Source organism: Halorubrum trapanicum, assembly GCF_017873555.1.
Classification (GTDB): domain Archaea; phylum Halobacteriota; class Halobacteria; order Halobacteriales; family Haloferacaceae; genus Halorubrum; species Halorubrum trapanicum.
This window is the reverse complement of the sequence record NZ_JAGGKE010000002.1, coordinates 68,692-86,673: the sequence shown is the minus strand read 5'-3', so window position 1 is coordinate 86,673 and position 17,982 is coordinate 68,692. Positions and strand designations below refer to the sequence as shown.

The window sequence follows — 17,982 nt, the reverse complement described above, 5'->3', positions numbered from 1 at the left end:
ACGGTTAACCCCAGTAGAAGGAGTGCGCCAGCGAAGCCGATTATTCCAATGAGAATCGCTTGCGTTCGACGCTCCATATCGCGTAAACGGGTTCGCCTTGTTGACATCCTCCTCCGCCTTCAGGCGGAGGAATCCCGAGCGGTGGGCGTTTCAGGTTTGCAACCATGATTTCTGCCACTTTGCGGGAACCCGTTTAACCCAGTCGTCGTAGTCAGTGGCTGTCTGGCGGTGCCAAACCGCCGATACTCCTATCCTCAGTATCGGTGACTTCCATCTGTTGTTTTTGCCAGCAGGGAGTCGCTGACACGTCGGCGGACTCAGAGTTATCGTGAGGCTTGCTCAACCAACAGGCACGAGACGAACGCGTCTAGCATTCGTGTTCACCGTGTTGGCGTTTCGGATATTGTCTCATTAGTGGCGGGGAGACCGCCTCCAAAGGTCGTTCGGAATCGCTCCGTTCCGACCTGACCCTACCGGTATGCACGATGCACTAGTGAGTAAAAGTACGGATTGGAAACTCCGAACTGTCGTCAAACGGAGGCTGTTGAACGTACTGTCGGATTCATCCTGCGCCTAAACGCGCAGGTATTCTCCTTGATTTTCTATAAATACTGTTACGGTCACTCACCCCTACACGAACGTTCATTTGCCCGATTCGCACGCTTCAGCGAACGGTAGTTTCATTCGAGAATATGTCAGAAGGATATGGTTTTAACAGAGCCGTAGAATCCGTTGTTCGAAGATCAGTAACCGACGGCCCAGGGAACATCCACTAAGGATGTCGCTGACGAGCGACGTTCTCGTTCGGCGTTGGACTTCTGCCCAACGCTTATGCCGTTGGGTCGTGTCCCAACACGTACGGGATGCCCGCAGAGCCGTTCTTCCAGTACACGCACGTCGAAGCCGGCCTCGTCGAGAACGTCGTGCTTCGACCGACCGACGACACCGAGACGTACCCCTCGGGCTGGAAGTACACGCTCCATCTGGGCACCCTCGACGATCTCACGCTCGTCCGGTACGACAACTCCCACGAGGAGACGAAGGGGCACGAGCATCACACCGCAGCTGGCGATCTCGACGGCGTCGGGTTCCCTGGGATGGAGGAGCTGCTCGTCGAGTTCTGGGCGAGCGCGGACGAGTACTGGGACGCCGTCGGCGGCGACCCACCCCGACCGGGCTGATCGAACACCACCCGACCCACCGCCACCCCAACCATGACCACACTCCACATCACCGTCGGCGACCGAGAACAGGTCCGTCAGGACGCACTCCAGTTCGTCCAGGACGTCGAGGACGACGACCAAGACGGAAAGGCGACGCTCCAGTTCGGAACCTACGACGACTTCGTCGACAGCCTCACGCCGCTCCGCCTGAATCTCATCCGAGCGATCGCCGAAGAAGCTCCCGAAAGCATGCGCGAAGCGGCGCGGCTCGTCGAGAGAGACGTGTCCGACGTCCACTCCGATCTGAAGCAGCTGGAAGTACTGGGCATCCTTACGCTCGAAGAGGGCGGCCCCGGCGGTGCGATACAACCGGTCGTCCCGTTCGACCGCATCGAAGTCCACATCGACTACCCGCTCATCGATGACGGCGATGCCGACAGCGCCCCCGCGAGTGCGTAGTCGGTTCGTCTCAGGCTGGGAGGATTCTCAGCGATCAATCTACACTCTTCAGCGACCAGCCGTTTCAGACGAATATACGTCTGAAGAAGGGGTTCCAACGGAGCCGACGCCCCGTATAACCGATCGCCTGTGCGCTCAGTGCCGGAACAGGTACACCGCGTCGTCGTCGCGGAGCAGGCAGAACCGCGCGCCGTCGTTCTCGGGGAACGTCGTTCCGGCCTGCCGCGTGACGAACAGCCGCGAGAAGACGTCGTCGCACACCGGACAGCCCATCCCCTCGCGGTTCTCCCAGAGGCTCGTCGCGCCCGAATCGCGGAGCTGTTTCAGCTCGTGGCGGTGGTCGTGAACGTCGAATCCGGTCATACGCGGGGGTTCGGCGGGAGGGTGTTGAACGTGTCCTCGCGAGTCTCAGTTCGGAGAACGCGACCTCAGCTTTCGACCCGCATCGGCTGCGCTTCCCCGTAGGTGAGCGTTCGCCACACCCACTCGACGGGGCCGAACCGGAAGTAGCGCAGCCAAGCCACCGAGAGGACGATCTGGACCGCCCAGATCCCGACGACGATCCCCATCGCCTCGAACCGGCTGACGGAGCCGAACAGCCCCAGCCCGTGGCCGTAGAATATCGTCGTCGCGACGACGGTCTGGAGCAGGTAGTTCGTGAACGCGGTCCGGCCGACCGCGGCGAGGGCGGTGGTCGCGATCCCCTCGCCGCGCCACCGGACGAACAGGGTGACGAGCCCGACGTAGCCGCCGGCGACGAGGAGGCTCCCGACGTAGTTGAACTGCCGCCAGTACAGCGCGGCGCCCGCGCTCCAGTCGTTCGCCTCGATGTAGGCGACGCCCGCGACGACGATGCCGACGCCGACGACGCCACCAGCGACGAGCCGGCGATAGAACGCCGTCGAGCGCTCGCCGGTCAGCACGCCCCGCTTGTACAGCGCCATGCCGAGCAGCATGACGCCGCCGACCCGCCAGAAGCTCGATCCGATGAAGCCGCTGGTCTGTCGCTGGAACGACGAGGAGACGCGGTGGCTCATCTGGTCGAGCCACCCGCCGCGGTAGGCGGCCACCTGCTGTTGGATGGCGTCCGCCGCGGGCATCCACTGGCCGGCGATCGCCTCGCCGCCGATCGACACCGCCGCGAACAGTTCGAGCACGGGGACGAAAAGCAGGAAGATCGCGCTCAGCCCAGCGAGTTGACGGGCGTCGAGGTCGCGGACGAAAAGCAGGAAGATCCCGGTGAGACCGTACGTGACCAGGATGTCCCCGTACCACAGCAGGTACGCGTGGAGGAGACCGACCGCGATCAGCACCGCGGTCCGGCGGAGGTGGAGGCGAACGGCGTCCTGTCCCTTCTCCGCTTTGCTCTCGATGAACATGAGGACGCCCGCGCCGAACAGCGCCGAGAATATCGTGATGAACTTCGACTGCGCGAACACGTGGCCGACGAACCACGTCCAGTAGTTGAGACCGGTGAAGTCGCCGTACACGTTGGGGTTGAGCAGGGTCTGCTCCGGCATCGAGAAGACCCTGATGTTGATGACGAGGATGCCGAGCAGCGCGAACCCCCGGAGCGCATCGAGGCTGGTGATCCGTTCGGAGGGCGGCGTCGGGCCTGAGTCGCGGGTCACGAGTTGTCCGCGAGAACGGTCCCCAGGACCGAATAGGTTCCCATCGCGGACGAGCCGTTAGTCCAGCCGCACCGCCGCGCCGGACTCGGCGGACCGGTAGATAGCGTCGATGACGCGCTGAACTCGCAGTCCCTCCTCGACGGTGTTGATCGCGGGCGTCTCGCCCGCGGCGACCCCTTCGAGGAACGCGGCCTGTTCGGCGGCGTGGCTGTCCCCCTCTCGGGTTTCGACCGTCGCGTCCGAGAGGTGGTGGCCGCCGCCGACCGACGCCTCGTGGATCGTGAGGTCGTCGCCGCCGCGGTCGAACGTCGCGCCCGCCTCGGTGCCCCGGACCACGAACTCGTCGGTCGCCGGGCGGTTCGTCGCCCACGCGACCTCCAGCGAGACGGTGGTGCCGTCGGCGGCGCGGAGGAACGCCGACGCGGAGTCGTCGACGTCGAACCCCTCGGGACCGGCGTCGTCGCCCCACATGTCGACGTACGCGTAGTCGTCGCGGCCGCCGAACTCCGAGCGCGTCTCTCCGGAGACCTCGACGACCTCGGGGTGATCGAGGAAGTAGAGGGCGAGGTCGATCGCATGGACGCCGATGTCGATGAGCGCGCCGCCGCCGGCGACCTCCGCCGACGTGAACCACGAGCCGCGGCCGGGAACGCCGCGCCGACGCACGTAGTTCGCCTCGACGTGGGTGGTCTCGCCGAATCGCCCCTCGTCTTGGTAGTGTTTGATCACTCGGACCGGCGCCGCGAACCGGTTGTTGAACCCGACCATACAGAACCCCTCGGCGTCGCGGGCGGCGTCCGCGATGCGCTCGGCGCTTTCGAGCGTGTGCGCGAGCGGCTTCTCGATGAGCACGTCGAGTCCGGCCGAGAGCGCCGAGACGGCGTACTCCTCGTGGAAGCGGTTCGGCGTGGTGACCAACACGGCGTCGCAGTCGTCGTAGAGGGCGGTTTCGTCCTCGTAGACGGAAACGCCGAACTCCTCGCGGAACCGCTTGCGGGCGTCCGCGTCGACGTCCATCCCGCCGACGAGGTTCGCGCCGCGTTCCGTCAGCTTCGTCGCGTGGTGGGACCCGATGCCGCCGAGTCCGACGATCCCGACCGCGACGTCGTTCGGATGCGTCATGGATGGGAGTCACGACGGGCGTTGTTAAGGCTCCCGTCTACCCGAACGCGGAGAGAACCCGGCACACGGGGCCGGATTTTACGCGTTACGCGGCCGGGACGGCGGCGATCAGCGCCAGCGCCCGGGTGACGATCACCGTTGCGCCGTCGACGACGACCCCGTCGACCACCGCGGGCGACATCGAGTCGACGAAGTCGAAGAGACCGCCGAGCGAGCCGGCGTTCTCGGCGAGCTCGTCGCGGGCGTCGAGCAGGGTCCGGAACTGCTCCGGTTCGCGGGCGATCACGAACCGACCGACGGCCGCGCTGGTCCCGAGGAAGGCGAGGAGGGCGAGCGCCCGCGAGATCGCGAGCAGCTTCAACAGGACCGGAAGCGCCAACGCGAGCGCGAGCGCGGCGACGACCCCCGTGACGACTTCTCCGAACGACCCGCCGTCGGCGAGGTCGATGACCCCCGACCCGGAGAGCAGGACGAACCCGCCGACGGCGAGGGCCAACGATCCCCACATGAACGCCGCCAACAGCCGGACGGGACCGTCGTACCCCCTCCCGGTGTCGTCAGGAACGTCGTCGTGGACCCACGGGTTTCGCATACGCGAACTCGGGGTCGGGCGCTCATATAGATCGCTTCAGATCTCGGAAACGCGTACCGTGAAACCGAGGTCTCCCGGCGGAGGCCGCGGTCACTCCTCGGGTCGCGGGCCGGTCATCCACTCGCTCGCCTGCGGCTCGTTCGGGTCCGTGACGACCTCGACGAGCGCCGGCCCGTCTCGGTTCCGAGCGCGCTCGACGGCGTCGCCGACCGCGTCGCGCTCGCGGACGCGCTCCGCCGGCAGGCCCATCCCCGCCGCGACCGCGACGAGGTCGAGACCGGTCTCCGCCCAGCCGTAGGCGCTCTCGGGGAACTCGTACGAGCGCGACGCCTCCTCGCTGATGATCGCGTAGTCGTCGTTGTTGAGCGCGACGACGGTCACGTCGATCCCCTCGCTCGCGAGCGTGTGGAGCTCGTGGACGCACATCATGAGTCCCCCGTCGCCGGTGAGCGCGACGACGTCGCGGTCCGGGTTCGCCAGCTTGGCGCCGATCGCCGACGGGAGACCGGTGCCCATCGTCGCCCAGGAACCGGGGTTGACGTACGACCCCGGTCCCGAGGCGGGGAACGAGACGAGCGTCCACAGCCGGAATCCGCCCGCGTCGGCGGTGACGACCGCCTCCTCAGGGACCGCGTCGCGCACCGCCGAGAGGACCTCGACGGAGCGGAGGGGGCGATCGTCGCTGCCATCGCTGCCGTCGCTGCCGTCGCCGTCGGCCGGTTCCGACAGCGCCGCGAACCGCTCGCGGTCGGCGGCGCGGACCGACTCGGCGCGCTCGGTCCCGGTGCGGTCGCGAGACGCCGCCCGTTCGCCGGCGGCCGAACCGCCGTCGAGGCGGTCGTCGAGCGCGCGCAGGAAGCGATCGGCGTCGGCGACGACGCCGAGGTCGGTCTCGTAGCCGAACCCCACGTCGTCGCCGTCGAGCGTGACGTGGACCAGGGACTCGGGCATCGAGACGGACCACGAGGCGGTCGCGACGGCGTCGAGGTCGGAACCGACGACGAGACCGACGTCCGCGTCCGCGAGGAGGTCGCGGAGCTCCGCGCTGGCGCCGCCACAGAGGACCCCGGCCGACAGCGGGTGCGTCTCCGGGAGCGTCCCCTTCCCCTTGTACGTCGTCACGACCGGCGCGTCCAGCCCCTCGGCGACCGCGCGGAGCGCGTCGCTCGCGCCCGATCGCCTGACGCCGCCGCCGGCGAGGAGGACGGGGGAGTTCGCGTCGGCGAGGAGGTCGTCGGCCTCGCGAACCGCGTCCGCGGGTGCGGTCGGCGGCGGGGAGGGGTCGCGGCCGCCGACCGCGGGCTGGGGCGTGCGGCTCGCGAGGACGTCCTTCGGGATCCCGACGCGGACCGGTCCCTGCGGGTGTTCGCGGGCGGTCCGGATCGCCTCGACGACGGCCGGGACCGCGCCCGCGGGGGAGTCGACGAGGACGTTCTCCTTGACGACCGTGTCGTACGTCTCGGGGGGCGTCTCGTGGATCCCGTCGCCGCCGCGGACCGATCGCTCCGTCTCGACGGCGAGGTGGAGCATCGGGGCGCAGTCGTTCAGGGCGTTCTTCAGCCCGTTCATCGCGTTCGTGTCGCCCGGGCCGGGGACGACGCAGGTGGCCGCCATCTCGCCCGGCTCGCTCGTCTCGGCGTATCCCCACGCCTGATGGGGAACGGCGGTCTCGTGGCGGGCGACGACGAACCGCGCGTCACGGTCGGCGAGCGCCCGGTTCAGCGGGAGGGTCTGCTTCCCGGGGATACCGAAGACGGTCTCGACGCCGCGGTCGAGCATCGCGTCGACGACGGCCTCCGCGACCGTCGGAGGCTTCTCGTCGCGGCTGTCGTCGCCGGCGGCGGGGTCGTCCGCGTCCATACCGCGACGTCGACCGAGCGGGTGTTGAAGCCTTCGGCGCGCCGGCCGGCCGGTCGTCCCGTCGTCCGCGACCGCCGTCTCGCGGCCGCGGCGTCCGTCTTCCTCTCACTCCGCGACGTTCGTCTCGCGGACGCGGACGCCCTTCCGACCGAGGTGGCGCATCTGCCGCTGGGCGAACTCCTCCTCGCTCGACCCGCGCGTCGCGAGGACGTAGACGAGCGCGGAGCCGGTCGGGCGCATCGTCCGCCCGGCGCGCTGCGAGCCCTGTCGCCGGGAGCCGCCGAGACCGCTCGCGACGACCGCGAGCTCCGCGTTCGGGAGGTCGATCCCCTCGTCGCCGACCCGCGAGACGACGAGGACGTCGAGGTCGTCGCCGGCGGCGCCGCCGCGGTCGGGACCGTCGTCGGCCGCGTCGCCGTCACCGCCGCTCTCCGCTCGGAACCGCCGGAACAGCTCCGCGCGCTCGTGGTGCGGCGTCTCGCCGCTGATGAAGGGAGCGCCGAGCGCGTCGGCGATCGCGTCGCCCTGATCGAGGTACTCGACGAAGACGAGCGCCTTCTTCTCGCGGTGGGCCGCCAGCAGGTAGCGGATCTCCTCGATCTTCGCGGGGTTCTCGGCCGCGAGCCGTCTGCGCTCCCGGCCGTCCGCGACGGCGTACTCGTTGCGCGCCGTCTCGTCGCGCCACGGGACGTACCGGATCTCCACTTCCGGCTCCTGGACGAAGCCGGCCTCGAAGAGCGAGTCCCAGTCGGCGCCGATCGGCTGGCCGATCAGGGTGTATATCTCCTCCTCGCTGCCCGTCTCGCTGACGGGCGTCGCCGAGAGACCGAGCCGGTGTTTCGCCTGTAGCTCCGCCGACCGAGAGAAGACCGGCGCCGTGATGTGGTGACAATTGTGTGTCAGATACCCGTCGGCGACGAACGTATGATCCTGAGTCTCGAAGTCATAAACTGTCTCAACACCTTTTTGCGTGACCGAGGTGACCTCGGTAATCTGTAAACCTTCGAGCTTCTCCAACCGATCTGCGTGCTGTGCCGCCTTCATACGACAGCGTTGTTCGCGTTCGTCGATCACTTTCTCTGTTCTCTCATCCGCTCGGGAAACCAAGGTATACGCGTGACTGGTCGAGACGTTTAGTTCGTCGCCGATCTCTGCGTACGTGACTCCGTCATCCTCACGCATCGCATTAACCGAGATCGGATCCGTCTGTGCGTACCTTCGAAGCCCTTCGACGAGAGAACTTAGATGTCGTTGGCCCAGACGGTTGTCTCCACGGATGATATCTCCGATCGTCTGTCGAGCGACACCAATCATATCCGCGATCTGTTCGTTCGAAAGCTCCACGTCCTCTTTGATCCGTTCGAGGTATGTTCCAACGGGTACCCCCGCCACAGGAGTCTCGCCGAGAGAGATTCGCTCCGATTTGTGTTGTAGCCTGAATCCGACTTTCTCAGCGAACAGCACACCGTACCGGGATGCTATCAGTACTCGGTGCTGATCGCTGTGGGAGCCCTCTCTGTCTATCTGAAGATAACTTGATGGAATGCCGAGATGCTGTAGAAGCAGGATAACGTCCTTTGCGAGGCCCTCTGAGACTGTGTTAAACTGTATCCGACCCTTCTTATCGACGGATCCCTCGGCATCAAAGAGCCCTCTCAACAACGCACCGGCTCGATTCGGATGCCATCCGTATGCCGCTGGAGGGACGGTCACTCTCCGTGCCTTACTCCCGGACGGGAGATCCCACGGCAGTCGGTCCGCAAATCGTTTCGACCATAACGTGAGGTCGCCCCTGCTGTTCTCAAAGACCGAATAGTCGATCTCGGCCCGGTTACACAGCTTTTCAAGAATATCTATCTGTTCCCGTTTGTTCCGTGCGAACGAGAATTTCACGTGCCCGTGGCGATCTCGGTGCCCGTCTCCGAGAAACCAACCGAGCAGTTCAGCAGATTCGATGTCGGACGCGTCCGTATCGGTATACCCCCCTGACTCCGTTTGCGGTCTAACGACGAATTCACCCTCCGAGACGCCTTTTTGTTCCGAGATACGCCCGGTCTCGGGATCGAAGACGAAGTGAGTGTGTCCCTCGGTCGCCGTTATCGGATATCCCTGACGTGTTTCGATCTGTTTGACCGATGCCGTGGATTTGTATATACCTGTGACGGGAGTGAATCGGTACGTTCCCCGCTTACGGTCGAACGTGCGAACCGAGAGATCGATATCCGTCGTCCACCCGTCCTCCAACTCGTATATCTCATCAAGCTCGTAGAATGTCGTCCTTCCGGAGGGCGTTTCAACGATAGTATCCCCGGTCAAACACTCGTCGAAGCAGATTAGCCCCCACTCGCGGGAGTCGAAGAGGCGCCGGTGGCGGTCCATCCCGGCGATCTGGTAGGTCGCGATCGTAACGGGGCGGATATCCTTGGTTCCGCCGTGGTATAGCCCGATGTCGGCGGGGTCGACCGTGGAGTGGTCGAGCAGCTCCTCGCGCCACTGGCCGGCGAGCTCGCGGGAGGGAACGAGAACCAGCGTCTCGCCGCCGACGGCCGCGATCGTCGCGATGGCGGCGACCGTCTTGCCGGAGCCGGGCGGGCCGACGTACACGCCCGATTTGCGGTCGAGAAACTCATCGACCCACGTCGCCTGGTAGTCGCGGAGGTCGGTCGTGAGTTCGATCTCGACGGGGTCGCCCGTTTCGAGGTCGCGGTCGTCCTCGACGGGGTAGCCGGCGTCGTAGAGCGCGCGCTTCACCGCGGCGACCGCCGCCTCGTTGACCCACGCCTCGGTGTCCGAGATGGGCGCGCGGAGGTGGTCGTCGTCGAGGTGCTGGTCGGCGACGTTCCCCATCAGGCTCTCCGAGGCGGCCTCGAGGACGACGTAGCCGTCCGCGTGGGTGTACAGCCGGAAGCGGTGCGCGCGCCGCCACTGGTCGCGCACCCACTCCTCGAGGTGGTCGTATCGTCGCGGCAGCACCGAGCGGAGCGCGTCGACGAGCGCGTCGGCGTCGTCGAACGGCGCGGCCCACACGTCCTCCTGCCGGATCCGGTAGAGGTACCCGCGGGTCCCCGGTTCGGTGCCGGTGGTGTCGACGAGGTTCGCGAACTGCGAGAGCCGCGCGCGGGTGTACTGCGTGGGGCGGTCGACGACGATCTCGCGGCGCTTCGGGAAGACCACGACGCGCTCGCGGCTCGCCAGCGCGCCCCAGTCGCGCGGGTAGAAGACGACGGGGTCGGTCTCCACGTTGAGCCGGTCCACGTCGCCGCGGTCGACCAGCGTCGCGAGCGCGTCGCGGGCCGCGGCCTGCGTGGTCCCGAGTCGGCGGGCGACCTCGCTCGCGGTCGCGACCGGGCGCTCCTCGGCTTCGAGCGCCTCGTGGAAGCGATCCAAGGAGAGGTTCTCAGGATCATTTCCGGCGTCGTCGTCGCCGGTGTCATCGGTCATCACCGCCGCTTCGGCCGCGACGCGGAAATGGATAGCGTCACCGGGCGCGAGGAATTGGCGACGGCATGCGAGTCGAGAAGGGTCGCCGCTGCGAGGGTCACCTCCGATGCTTCGGCGGCTCGTTTATAAATGACAGACAGTGGATCGACGGCGAACACCTCCAAAGCCCCAGCCGGGAGGCCGCTGTACGCTCGCTGCGCTCCTCGGTCGCTCACTTCGTTCGCTCCCTGCGGTGCTTGCGTCGCCTACGGCGGCCTCCCGGCTGCCCCTTTGAGTCCCACCCGACCGCGACCGCACCGCACCGCACCGCACCTCACACCTCCCCAGCCTCGCGGTTCGCGCTCTGCGAGCGCTCACCGCTCCCTCGCGCGCGCTCCTCGCGCCCGTCGGGCGCTCGCAGGCACGCGCCATCGCACTCGCGTGAGCACTCACGAGTAGCGTGCGAACTCGAACGTCGTTTATAAAGGAAGTCCGCCGACTACCGACCCGGCGACCGCTGCCGACACCGCCGCGAGGTGATCCCCTCCTTCGAGCGGAATCGGCAGCCGCAGTCGGTACAGCGCACGAACGGCTCGCCTGGTTCGGTTTCGAGGCGGTGTTCACCCACCTCGAACGGGCGGGTCACGGTCCGGGGGCGGATCCGGTCGGGGATCGCCGTCGACGCCGACTCGCTCAGCGCGGCGCGCACGGCGATGGTGTCGACGTCGACCCCGTCCCACCGCGAGGCCGCCAGCGCGGCCTCGCGGTCCGCGACTTCCGTCCACCCCGTGACGACGACCGGCGAGTTCGTCTCCGTGTCGCTCACGACCACGACGAACCGGACGCCGCCCTCGACCAGGGCGAACCGCCAGCCGTCGGTGCTGTTCCAGCGGAGCTGGCCGCTCCGGATCGCGTCGCTCACGGTCCGCGTCGAGACGTACCGACCGGGCTGTTCGAGGCGCTCGCGGAAGTGGTCGGTGAGCGCGTAGAGACCCGGATCGCGTACCGGTGGGTCCTCCGGCGTCCGGGCGGCGGACTCCCCGCCGTGGCGCGAATCGACCGATCGATACTCTGCGGATCGGTCGGTTCGGCCGGCCCGAGCGCGGCGGCGCGCGGGCGACTCCGGCGGCGACCGGGGCCGCGCGTCGGCCTGCCGGTTCGCGGCGGCGGTCGTGGAAGCGGTCCGACGCTCCGTCGATCCGGGCGCGAGGGGTTCCGCCTCCCCCGACCCGCCCTGTCGGGATGCCACTACGACACCGTATCGAGCGCGCTCTTAAGTGTGTTACGGCGGCACAGGGGAGTCGGGGGATGTCAGCCTACGCCTTTCTCAGAGGAAACTTCAAAGGGTTCCGTATACGACGTATACGTATGGGGACCCGTAACGTTCGGCTCGACGAGGACGTTTACGAGCGGATTAAAAGCGAGAAGCGGCCGGACGAGACGTTCTCCGATGCCGTCGACCGGCTGATTGGCGGGTCGTCCCTGCTCGATTTGGCCGGGATATTGAACGACGAGGAGGCCGACGAGTTCCGGCGCGCTATCGACAGATCCGACGCGGCCGGCACGCGAGAGATCGACGAGTTGGTCGACCGGTTCGACGGTGACGATGATTCTTGACTCGTCGTTTCTCGTCGATCTGATGAACGGCGACGAGGCGGCGATCGACGCCGCCCGCGAAATCGAACGCAGCAACGTTCCCCAGAAAGTGCCGACACAGGTCGTTTACGAGCTGTACGTCGGCGTCGGCCACTCGGAGAGAACCTCCCGAGAGGCGGAAACCATCCGCTCTGTGCTACAGACTCGTCCCATCATCGACTTCACCGAGGACGTTGCGAAACAGGCCGGATGCATCGACGGGCAGCTCCGCCGCGACGGTAGTCGGATCGGACAGGGAGACATCAGGATCGCGGCGACCGCGATACGTCACAACGAGCCGGTTATCACCGGCAATCCGAACGACTTCAATCGGATCCCCGACGTGGGAGTCCGCGAGTACTGAGGGGTCGAGAACGCCGCGTGAGTGGCGCGCGTTTACTCTGCGACCTTCAGATGAGCGAACTGATGGCGACTGGGGACCGCTACACGAGGCGATGGTCGAGCGGGAGGGCGTTGACGAGGTCGTTAGTGAGCATACTGAGGAACGGACACAGGCGTTTGTATGAGTATGGTGTCTCAGAGATCCCATTACCCTATATGATAGATAGAGGAAAGAACTATTAGTGGATGTATCAAATCGGTCTATAACAAGAACGGTGCGGCTGACTGTCACAAGTCACTGTCAAAATGGTTTCAAACTTTAGCGTAGACGGAGATTCACATGATGTCGCTAAAGGCATCAAGGCCGGATTAGAAGCGGCCCTATATGAAGAGGGAATTGAAGAACCAGACCCTCAGGAAGGGTTTAGTGACAAGAATATCAAGATTCAAAAGGAGGTCTATCGGGTGTCGGAGGATTGGGGGCTACCAATCATTCGAACCTGGTATCGTTACGGTCAATTCGAACCCTACGAAAATCTTCGCCCTCAATATCTAGATATTTCTCCACTTGAGGATCCCGAGAGACTTGTTCACGCAGACTACACTCGCAGAGAGATCAAGAGTTACTTCCTAACAAACAATATTGAGGATGATTGGAAAATGCCATTATTTGACTTTCTCAATGAAAATTATAATGAATGGGCCCCGGCTAGATACAAGCAAATATACCAATCCAACTTAGACATACTTGATATTCTAGATTCAGTGGCCGTCAGTTCCAACAGAGAACTGAGAGACTCGGTTGGTGATGCGATCGACGATCTACAGTCATCAACCCTCGATCTTAGATACGAGTTGGAGAAGATAGACGTATTTGACACTAACATACAGAGTCACATTATTGGTTTCTTAGAAACACTACAGGATGCATTAGTTTCTCTTGAAGCCTCTGAAGGTGAAGGATTGTCATTTCAGACAGTGAGGCGTTCAAGGAATCTTTACCATGGATACATTTGGCCTTGGGGAGCGATGCAGATCTCGCTTGACCAAGCTGAAGCTCCTAGAGACGAGATAGATCAATTCCGTATGAAGGGCAGGGATATACTGTCCCAGTTCCGTGAGACATTCCCACAGCAGAGGACAAGCTGGGAAGATGAGGTTGCTAGTGTCGGCCTGAGCCCAAGCTTGGGCGACTATCAAAATGCTCGTGGAGAGGTCAGCACGCAACTGGGAGAACTTGAGAGAGGTCTGGTGATGAGCGGTATGAATGACTGAAGTTGACCGAATCTTCGCGGATATCTCTGTGCTTCTTGATTACTGTCTAGTGTACAACGATGGTCAAGAGAGTGCTAACGTCGTTTTCGAAGAAATAAGCGATCGAGGTGGATCTATCGTTGCCAGCGAAGACGCTTACGCAGATTTGAACGAAATGATTTCCAATCGGCAACGCTTATTTAAACATTTAGTAGATAGTTGTACGGAATATATGAATGATCGAGAACTGACGGCAGCAGATTATAAGAATGACGTGTTAAATTATACCAGCATCAACCAAACAGTCGATTTCGACGTTGACGAGTCCCTCCTCCCTGATATCCAAAGTCTGCATGATTACTTTGATGAAGTCGGTCTCTCCGATTTTAGAAATGAAGTGGACCGGTTCATGAGGCAGGGCTCAATACAGAGAAGACAGTTACGGAAGCGGTTTTTTGCTGACAAGGGTTTATACAGCAAAGGTGGACAGAGTGCAACTATGCTGCGGATCACTATCTCAGGTATTGCAGAGTACGAGGCTCAGGAAGTGAGTCTCGTAGATGCGGCATTTTGGTGTCAGACCCAAGGAAACCAGATTCTGATCAGGCACGGTTCGAGCCCACATGAAAAGAGGGATAAGCTATTGAGCGCCGTCGAAGAGATTACAACAGGACCAGTCAGTGCCTATTCCCCAGAAGAGATCGAGGAGAGAATATAGTCCTAATCTGGGATTTGATTTTTTGACAGATTTTTGATAAGTCTTGAATCATCAATAATTCTTTCCTTGATGTCAATTGGGGAGATTGAATCACCGTCTTGATTTCGCCTGTGCCAGGCTTCGATCTCTGAAATTCGTCTGCTGGCTTCTCTGCTTTCTACTGTTTCCGGTCTCTTATCAACTAAGCCCTCTAGCTCGTTTAACAGTTCATCAATCTGTTTGATACTGGGATCATCTGACTGAAAACCGTCTCTTCCTACCGACACATCAGATGTTGGATCAATCAGATACGCTTCTCTTTCCAAATTCCGACTGGTCCGTAACAGGTCCCGGTACCACTCTTTCTCCTTGATCACTTGTTCTCGCTCTTTCCTCTTGCGATTTTGATACCATATTGAACCGAGGTTCACTACAACGCTTAATACAAAGCCAGAGATTGCTCCGGAAACTCCGGTCATATCTCGACTAATTGTACTGTGGAATATTAGAATATCGGCCGAAATATAAAATTCACATCCGAGGGTGGTGGATCAATATTTGTTACGAATACCTATTCTCGATCTCTTTCCTTATCGGGAATACAGCTTTCTTCCATACCTGATCAAGTGGCATTGAGCACGGCGTCATGTGCTCGATCACGTCGTCGAGCGCGACCAACAAGCCGATGAACGCGAATCCCGCGCCGGTCGCCGGGTAGTAGGCCAGATCGACGCAAAGCCGATCAGCGACAGCGCCACGCCCCCGTAGAAGTGGTACGGCGCCAGCACACCCGAACTAATCGCTCCCCGAGAGGAAAGTCGTCAACCGCTCGCTGTCGCTCACAAGTGTAGAAATTCAGTCCGCCCTCCCCGAATTGAACGGGGGACAAGTCGATCTACAGTCGACTGCTCTACCAGGCTGAGCTAAGGGCGGTTACCGTAACGTAGCCGCCGGATTCGACTTAAGGGTTCCCTTTCAACGCAGGTGTGATCCGCCGTACCGCGGGGCGGATCGACCGACTCGGAGATCTCCTCGCGTCCCGACCGTGCTCGCCGCGGGGCTGTTAAGTCGCTCGCGGCGGGAGCGAGGACATGGCCGACGGCGACGACAGACAGGCGACGTTCGGGTCGGACGGGAGCCTCGAAACCGAGACGACCCCGGACGCGACGGGCGAGAACGACTTCGGCGAGCAGAAGGAACCCAACGAGACCGACGGCGGCTACAGCCGGTACGTCGTCTCCAGCCTCCTCCAGAAGGCGGTCCGGCGCTCCGACGAGGAGGTCGCCGCGTGGGCCGCCTGGGAGCTGGCCCGCTCCGGCTACGCTTGGAACCTCTGGGACCGCCTGAACCTCTACGTCGTCGAGGACCTCCGGGCGGGCAGCGACGTGGCGCTCACCATCGAGCGCTACGAGGCGCTCGCCACCGAGCGCTGGGAGCCGGACGCGTGGAAGGGTCGCCTCTGTGCGGTCCACGCCTCGCTCGCGGCCGCCCGCGCCCGCTCGACCCGCGAGGCGTCGAACGCCGACGCCTACTTCGGCGCCGTCGCCGAGATCCGCGCCGAGGCCCGCGAGCGCGGCGAGGAGCCGGCCCACGACTTTCCCGTCGGCGACCTCGAACCGGAGGGGGAGTTCGACGCCGTCTTCGACGGCCACACCGGCGAGGGGTCGAAGCGCGGGCGCGGCACCCGATTCTTCAAGACCCACGGCGCCCGCGTCGGCCCCGAGGGCGAAGACGAGCAGAGCGCGCGCTGGCAGCGGCTCGCGATGCTGCTCGACGAAGAGATCGAGTACGACGCCGAGGAACTCGACCGCGCGGTCGAGCCGGTCGACCCCGACGACCCGTGGGGGGAGTCGGACGGCGTCGACGAGGACGGTCACGACTCCGAAAGCGACGACGATTCCGGGGGCGACGGAACCGGTTCGCTCACGGACTTCGCCGAGTGACCGCGCTCAGGCTCGCCAGCGCGACGGCGACGACCGCGGCGACGGCACCGAACCCGGGCGTCCGGCCGTCGGTCTCTCCGTCTCCCGTCTCCGAGCGGCCCTCCTCGGTACCGCCGGAACCGGTCGGCTCCGACTCCGGCGGCGTCGCGTCGACGGCGGCCTCCACGGCGGCCGGCGCGTCGACGACGCCGTGTCCGTACCGGTAGTCAGGCGCCGTCGCGTTCGCGGGGGGGACCGCGGTGTCTGCGAGCGCCGACTCGATCGCCGGGGGAGCGACCCGCCCGTCGGTCGCGGCGACCGAGAGCGCCGCGACGCCGCTGGCGTGCGGCGCCGCCATGCTCGTCCCCTGCTGGAAGACGTAGCCGTCCTCGGTGCCCGCGGCGGCACTCGGAATCCGAACGCCCGGTGCGGTCACGTCGGGGACGACGTACGACGCCGGCCAGTCGTCCGGGTGGGAACCGAACGCGGCGCTCGCGTTGATCCGCTGCCCGCCCGAGAACGGCGGGACCTGCCCTTCCCCGTCGACAGCGCCGACGGCGACCGCGTCGTAGGCGTTGGCGGGCGACGAGGAGGCGTTCGCTCCCTCGTTTCCGACCGCGGCGACGACGACGGTCCCGGTCGCCCGGGCGTTCCTGACCGGGGTGATGAACCCGCGGAAGGTACCGTTGGCGCCGAGGCTCAGCTGGAGCACGTCGGCGTCGGCCGCCGTCGTCGCGTGCTCCATCGAGGCGACGACCCCCGCGAACGTCGCCGTCCCGTTCTCCCCGAACGCGTCGATGCCGTAGAGGCTCGCCTCGGGCGCGACGCCGATGTACGTCCCCGAGGCGTTCCCGCCCGCCACCGTCCCCGCGACGTGGGTCCCGTGGCCGTCGGGGTCGCTCGCGTCCGCGACGTCGTCGCTCACGAGCGTCCCGTTCGCGTCGAACGACGCCCACCCCGCGAGGTCGATGTCCTGATGGGCGGGGTCGACGCCGGTGTCGACGACCGCGACGGTGGCGCCCGCGCCCCGCGTGCCGAACCGCTCCCACGCGGTCGGCGCGCCGATCTGCCGCACCCCGGCCACGGCCCGCCCGCTCGGATCGGCGTCGATCTGCGGGCTGGCGGTCGGTGCGGCCGGACCCTCGGCGGCCGTCTCGATCGGCTCGACGGCGACGTTCTCGTGGATCCGGGTGACGTTCTCGACCGCGCGCAGGTCGCTCGCCGCCACGGTCTCCGCGTCGACGGAGACGAGCAGCGCGTTCGCCAGCCAGAACTCGCGTTCGACCGTGATTCCGGGCCGCGAGGCCGCGAACGACTCGAAGGCGTCCCGCTCGGCGGCGGCGTGCTCTCGGAGGTCCGCGACCGTCGCGCTCGCGTTCGCGCCCGCCGCGGGGACGCCGTCAGTAGCGCCGAGCGCCGCGGGGTCGTCGACCGGATCGAACCGCACCACGAGTTCGACCGTTCCGTTCTCGCCGTCGAGCGGAGACCCGGTTTGCGCGACCGCCGCCGAACCGGGTCCGCCGTCGACCGGTCCGGGGGTCGCAGCGCCGGGGCTGGCGGCCGCGGAAGTGGCACCCGCGACGACGCCGGCTCCCGCTGCGAGCGCGACGAGGACGACGCCGACCGCGACCGCGGCACGGATCCGCCGATCGGGGGCGCGCGACCTCTCGGTCTCGGACGACCCCCGTACCGACTCGTGCCGCGGCCGGCCGTCGATCATAGACGGATCCTCCTCGTGTCGGCGCAAATAGCTTCTGCTCGGGGAGTCGCGGACGGTCGCGACCGACCGATCGGCGCGACCCGCCCCGTCGCCGTCGTCTCCCCGTTCGGTCGGTCGCCGTCGATCCCCGTCCGGTCGGTCGCCGTCGATCCCCGTCCGGTCGGT

16 protein-coding genes and 1 tRNA gene are annotated in these 17,982 nt (G+C 64.9%); 7 read left to right on the top strand and 10 right to left on the bottom strand.

Translation table 11 applies throughout. The features are described from left to right. Positions 1-863 precede the first annotated feature (863 nt). Both J2744_RS02775 and J2744_RS02770 read left to right on the top strand, forming a co-directional pair. Positions 864-1,181: a toxin-antitoxin system TumE family protein gene (locus tag J2744_RS02775; RefSeq protein ID WP_209544198.1), complete on the top strand. Its 318-nt coding sequence runs from the start codon at positions 864-866 to the stop codon at positions 1,179-1,181. Positions 1,182-1,214: 33 nt separating this feature from the next. Next, positions 1,215-1,622, top strand: a complete 408-nt coding sequence (locus tag J2744_RS02770; protein ID WP_209544196.1) for an HVO_A0114 family putative DNA-binding protein — start codon at positions 1,215-1,217, stop codon at positions 1,620-1,622. 135 nt (positions 1,623-1,757) lie between these two features. On the opposite strand, the gene J2744_RS02765 is transcribed toward J2744_RS02770, so the two are convergent. From J2744_RS02765 to J2744_RS02720, 7 genes are all read right to left on the bottom strand, one after another. Then, on the bottom strand, positions 1,758-1,985 hold the full coding sequence (locus tag J2744_RS02765; protein WP_209544194.1) for a DUF7385 family protein: 228 nt from the start codon (positions 1,983-1,985) through the stop codon (positions 1,758-1,760). Between the two features lie 65 nt (positions 1,986-2,050). After that, positions 2,051-3,253 carry a DUF418 domain-containing protein gene (locus J2744_RS02760; protein ID WP_209544192.1) on the bottom strand — a complete coding sequence of 401 codons (1,203 nt, stop codon included), beginning with the start codon at positions 3,251-3,253 and terminating at the stop codon, positions 2,051-2,053. 57 nt (positions 3,254-3,310) lie between these two features. Continuing rightward, entirely contained in the window at positions 3,311-4,375 is a 1,065-nt protein-coding gene (locus J2744_RS02755; protein WP_209544190.1) for a Gfo/Idh/MocA family protein, read from the bottom strand. 85 nt (positions 4,376-4,460) lie between these two features. Next, positions 4,461-4,967 (bottom strand): hypothetical protein, encoded by a 507-nt coding sequence (locus tag J2744_RS02750; RefSeq protein ID WP_209544188.1) that lies wholly within the window; start codon positions 4,965-4,967, stop codon positions 4,461-4,463. Between the two features lie 90 nt (positions 4,968-5,057). Then, on the bottom strand, positions 5,058-6,827 hold the full coding sequence (locus J2744_RS02745) for a thiamine pyrophosphate-binding protein (RefSeq protein WP_209544186.1): 1,770 nt from the start codon (positions 6,825-6,827) through the stop codon (positions 5,058-5,060). 105 nt (positions 6,828-6,932) lie between these two features. Further along, positions 6,933-10,268: an LAGLIDADG family homing endonuclease gene (locus J2744_RS15285; RefSeq protein ID WP_245203156.1), complete on the bottom strand. Its 3,336-nt coding sequence runs from the start codon at positions 10,266-10,268 to the stop codon at positions 6,933-6,935. Between the two features lie 478 nt (positions 10,269-10,746). Then, entirely contained in the window at positions 10,747-11,496 is a 750-nt protein-coding gene (locus J2744_RS02720; protein WP_209544184.1) for a hypothetical protein, read from the bottom strand. A 119-nt stretch (positions 11,497-11,615) separates the two neighbouring features. Between J2744_RS02720 and J2744_RS02715 the strand changes: the two genes are divergently transcribed. From J2744_RS02715 to J2744_RS02700, 4 genes are all read left to right on the top strand, one after another. After that, complete coding sequence (locus J2744_RS02715; RefSeq protein WP_209544182.1) at positions 11,616-11,864, top strand: antitoxin VapB family protein; 249 nt, start codon at positions 11,616-11,618, stop codon at positions 11,862-11,864. Positions 11,865-11,886: 22 nt separating this feature from the next. Continuing rightward, the gene (locus J2744_RS02710) at positions 11,887-12,246 is read left to right on the top strand and encodes a PIN domain-containing protein (RefSeq protein ID WP_245203155.1); all 360 of its coding nucleotides are present in this window, start codon (positions 11,887-11,889) and stop codon (positions 12,244-12,246) included. A gap of 284 nt (positions 12,247-12,530) precedes the next feature. After that, a complete protein-coding gene (locus J2744_RS02705) occupies positions 12,531-13,499 on the top strand; it encodes a hypothetical protein (RefSeq protein WP_209544178.1) in 969 nt (322 codons plus the stop codon). Continuing rightward, positions 13,492-14,196, top strand: a complete 705-nt coding sequence (locus J2744_RS02700; RefSeq protein ID WP_209544176.1) for a hypothetical protein — start codon at positions 13,492-13,494, stop codon at positions 14,194-14,196. The genes J2744_RS02705 and J2744_RS02700 overlap by 8 nt, the downstream gene beginning before the upstream one ends. Before the next feature lie 2 nt (positions 14,197-14,198). Here the strand turns inward: J2744_RS02700 and J2744_RS02695 are convergent, their stop codons facing one another. Together J2744_RS02695 and J2744_RS02690 are read right to left on the bottom strand one after the other, a co-directional pair. Then, positions 14,199-14,654, bottom strand: a complete 456-nt coding sequence (locus J2744_RS02695; protein ID WP_209544174.1) for a hypothetical protein — start codon at positions 14,652-14,654, stop codon at positions 14,199-14,201. Between the two features lie 380 nt (positions 14,655-15,034). Beyond that, positions 15,035-15,108, bottom strand: a tRNA-Tyr gene (locus J2744_RS02690). 158 nt (positions 15,109-15,266) lie between these two features. Between J2744_RS02690 and J2744_RS02685 the strand changes: the two genes are divergently transcribed. Then, entirely contained in the window at positions 15,267-16,118 is an 852-nt protein-coding gene (locus J2744_RS02685; RefSeq protein ID WP_209544172.1) for a hypothetical protein, read from the top strand. On the opposite strand, the gene J2744_RS02680 is transcribed toward J2744_RS02685, so the two are convergent. Then, positions 16,099-17,817 (bottom strand): S8 family serine peptidase, encoded by a 1,719-nt coding sequence (locus J2744_RS02680; protein WP_209544170.1) that lies wholly within the window; start codon positions 17,815-17,817, stop codon positions 16,099-16,101. The genes J2744_RS02685 and J2744_RS02680 overlap by 20 nt on opposite strands. Between the last annotated feature and the right edge of the window lie 165 nt (positions 17,818-17,982).

Coding starts and splice junctions, on each gene's coding strand:
- J2744_RS02770 (WP_209544196.1), top strand. CDS start 1,215: ATGACCACACTCCACATCACCGTCGGCGACCGAGAACAGGTCCGTCAG.
- J2744_RS02700 (WP_209544176.1), top strand. CDS start 13,492: ATGACTGAAGTTGACCGAATCTTCGCGGATATCTCTGTGCTTCTTGAT.
- J2744_RS02695 (WP_209544174.1), bottom strand. CDS start 14,654: ATGACCGGAGTTTCCGGAGCAATCTCTGGCTTTGTATTAAGCGTTGTA.
- J2744_RS02745 (WP_209544186.1), bottom strand. CDS start 6,827: ATGGACGCGGACGACCCCGCCGCCGGCGACGACAGCCGCGACGAGAAG.
- J2744_RS02705 (WP_209544178.1), top strand. CDS start 12,531: ATGGTTTCAAACTTTAGCGTAGACGGAGATTCACATGATGTCGCTAAA.
- J2744_RS02765 (WP_209544194.1), bottom strand. CDS start 1,985: ATGACCGGATTCGACGTTCACGACCACCGCCACGAGCTGAAACAGCTC.
- J2744_RS02755 (WP_209544190.1), bottom strand. CDS start 4,375: ATGACGCATCCGAACGACGTCGCGGTCGGGATCGTCGGACTCGGCGGC.
- J2744_RS02680 (WP_209544170.1), bottom strand. CDS start 17,817: ATGATCGACGGCCGGCCGCGGCACGAGTCGGTACGGGGGTCGTCCGAG.
- J2744_RS02685 (WP_209544172.1), top strand. CDS start 15,267: ATGGCCGACGGCGACGACAGACAGGCGACGTTCGGGTCGGACGGGAGC.
- J2744_RS02775 (WP_209544198.1), top strand. CDS start 864: ATGCCCGCAGAGCCGTTCTTCCAGTACACGCACGTCGAAGCCGGCCTC.
- J2744_RS02715 (WP_209544182.1), top strand. CDS start 11,616: ATGGGGACCCGTAACGTTCGGCTCGACGAGGACGTTTACGAGCGGATT.
- J2744_RS15285 (WP_245203156.1), bottom strand. CDS start 10,268: ATGACCGATGACACCGGCGACGACGACGCCGGAAATGATCCTGAGAAC.
- J2744_RS02750 (WP_209544188.1), bottom strand. CDS start 4,967: ATGCGAAACCCGTGGGTCCACGACGACGTTCCTGACGACACCGGGAGG.
- J2744_RS02710 (WP_245203155.1), top strand. CDS start 11,887: ATGAACGGCGACGAGGCGGCGATCGACGCCGCCCGCGAAATCGAACGC.